Annotated in this window: 1 protein-coding gene; it reads left to right on the top strand. The window is 69.6% G+C overall.

Annotated elements, in window-relative coordinates; translation table 11 throughout:
* Positions 1 to 12 precede the first annotated feature (12 nt).
* A partial coding sequence (locus ACIOHC_RS43765) for a hypothetical protein (protein WP_401847031.1) occupies positions 13 to 3,036 on the top strand: 3,024 nt, incomplete at its 3' end.

Genomic DNA, 3,036 nt, shown 5'->3' with positions numbered 1-3,036 from the left:
AGCACGGAGCCCGTGGGCCTCCATGTCCCGGGGCTCGGCTCCGACGGTGTGCCGCTCCACCAGGTCGGCACCCGCGACCTGGTGGATCTGGCCGATCTCGCACTCAACATGGAACACCTGCCTGAGGGCGCGATGCGGGCGGTGACACAGGCGGCCGGGCTTGCGCCGTCCATGGGACCGGCCCTGCTCCAGGTGGCCATCACCCTGGGGCTGGGACGGGCGCAGTTCCCCCTTCTGCGCGTGGTGAGCGGTCCCTTGCTGAACAGCCTGCGCCGCGGGGAGAGTCCGCAGACCTGGAGGAAGGACGTCCTCCAGCCGCTCCTGGAGGGCCAGGGCATTGATGTCGATGCCTTGCGCGAAGGATCCGAGCCTGAGGCGGAGTTCGTGCGGGGGCTGTTGGAGCGGCTGCACGGGCTGGGACTGAACATCGACGAACTGCCGGGCCTGGGCGAGCGTGTGCAGTCGCAGCTGGTGACGAGCGGAACCGTCGAACCGGGCGCCTACAGTGCTCTCACTCCCGACCAGCGTCGTGAGGTGTGGGAGTCCTTCGTTAACGCGCATGGTGCTGTGGACGACTTGGCCGGGGGGTTCGAGAACGTGAGCAGCGCACGTTTCCGGACGCTCTTCGCTGTGCCGGAGGACTTGATCTTGGAGGATCTGTTCGCGGAGGCGGCTGCTGTCGCGGGTGTGCTGACCCCGGGCGGGCGCGATTGGCTGTATCGCATGGCGGTTGCGTTCGGTGAGCGCGGCTTCGCCGGTCCTGGGCCGCACGCGCCCTGGCTGGCGCCTGCCCGGCTGATCCAGGTCCTGCAGTGGGCCGATATCCGGGCTGGAGGGCCGATCGAGAGCGGGTGGACGCTGTCGCATCTGCGTGGCCTGGAGCCCGACGCCGCCGTCAGGCATCTGACCGACCTTGCCGGGCGGTTCGAGCAGGACCAGCAGTTCGCACAACAGGGCCGAACGGTCTGGTCGGAGCCGGGGCGGCGCCCTGACCCGTCCAGGGTGCTGGACGACCTCGAAGCGTGGGCGGCCGGCATGGTGGGCCTCGAAGTCGCTGATTACCGCAACGTTCGTGAAGATGTGACGCCAGCTCAGATGGTGGGTTACCTGCGCGGCGTCAGCACGGAGCCCGTGGGCCTCCATGTCCCGGGGCTCGGCTCCGACGGTGTGCCCCTTCACCAGGTCGGCACCGGCGACCTGGTGGATCTGGCCGACCTCGTAAGGGTCTGGGAAGGCCTGCCCGAGGATGAGATGCGGGCGGCGGCAGAGGGCGCCGGGCTTGCGCCGTCCCTGGGACCGTTCCTGCTCCGGCTGGCCGACGTCCTGGGGCTGGAAGTGGGGCAGTTGCACCTCCTGCGGGTGGTGCGCGAGTCCTTGCTGAACAGCCTGCGCGGCGGGGAGAGTCCGCAGACCTGGAGGGAGGACGTCCTCCAGTCGCTCCTGGAGGACCAGGGCATTGATGTCGATGCCTTGTACGAAGGATCCGAGCCTGAGGCGGGGTTCGTGCGGGCGCTGTTGGAGCGGCTGCACGGGCTGGGGGTGAACCTCGGTGAACTGGGCGCCGCGGGCACGGTGGCGGGCTTCCGCGACTTCTTCGAGGGGGTGAGCAGCGAACGTTTCCGGACGCTCTTCGCTGTGACGGGGGGCCGGCCCGTTGAGGGTCTGTTCGCTGATGCGGCCGCTGTCGTGGGTGCGCTGACCCCGGGCGGGCGCGATTGGCTGTACCGCATGGCGGTTGCGTTCGGTGAGCGCGGCTTCGCCGGTCCTGGGCCGCACGCGCCCTGGCTGGCGCCTGCCCGGCTGATCCAGCTCTTGCACTGGGCTGACACCCGGGCTGGGGGGCCGATCGGGAGCGGGCGGACGCTGTCGCATCTGCGTGGCCTGGAGCCCGACGCCGCCGTCACGTACCTGACCGACCTTGCCGGGCGGTTCGAGCAGGACCAGCAGTTCGCACCGGGGACGGTCTGGTCGGATCCGGGGCAGCGCCCTGCCCCGTCCGGGGTGCTGGACGACCTCGAAGTATGGATGTCCCGAATGTTGGGCTTCGAAGTCCGCAACGTTCGTGTGACGCCGGTTGAGATGATGGGTTACCTGCGCGCCATCAGCACGGAGCCCGTGGACTTCCCGGGGCTCGGCGCCGACGGTGTGCCGCTCCACCAGGTCGGCACCCGCGACCTGGCGGATCTGGCCTACCTCGTCGATGGACGGGAGCGCCTGCCCGAGAGCGAGATGCGGGCGGCGGCAGAGGGGGCCGGGGTTGCGCCGTCCATGGGACCAGCCCTGCTCCGGCTGACCTACGTCCTGGGGCTGGAATCGGGGCAGTTCCCCCTCCTGCGCGTGGTGCGCGAGTCCTTGCTGAACAGCCTGCGCGGCGGGGACAATCTGCAGTCCTGGTTCAGGGCGGTCCTCCTGCGGTTCCTGGAGGACCAGGGCATGGTTGTCGATGCCTTGTACGGAGGATCCGAGTCCGAGGTGCGGTTCGTGCGGGGGCTGTTGGAGCGGCTGCACGGGCTGGGGCTGAACATCGATGAACTGCCGGGCCTGGGCGAGCGTGTGCAGTCGCAACTGGTGACGGACGGTGTCGTCGCACCGGGCGTCTACAGTGCTCTCACTCCCCGCCAGCGTCGTGTGATGTGGGATTCCGTCATTGACGGTGAGGCCCCTGTCGGCGAGTTCGTGCGTACGTGGCGGGCCGAGCAGCTGGGGATGCCGCTGGATCGGTACGACGCGCTGGTGGGGCAGCCGTGGTTCGACGTGTACGGGCTCCGGGAGCTGGGAGAGCGCCTCGGGGTGGGCGAGGACCTGACGGAACTCGTCGAGCTCGCCGCACGGTTGCAGGCCATGCCGTGGGGTCTCGTGGAAATCGTCGGCACCTACATCGGCGCACCGCGGGAACTTGTGCACAGGGCGCTGAGCGAGACCGAGGAGGTGCAGCACTGGTTGGGTTCCGGTGTGCTGCGGTGGCCGCCGGTCATCGGTATGGAAGAGGAGCCCAAGCGCCGCCGGGCACTCCATGCCCAGGCCGCGGGCGAGGTG

It is taken from the genome of Streptomyces sp. NPDC088252 (assembly GCF_044740965.1).
In the GTDB taxonomy this organism is placed as follows: domain Bacteria; phylum Actinomycetota; class Actinomycetes; order Streptomycetales; family Streptomycetaceae; genus Streptomyces.
Note: the sequence above shows the minus strand (reverse complement) of the source record. Positions and strands in the feature narration are given on the sequence as shown.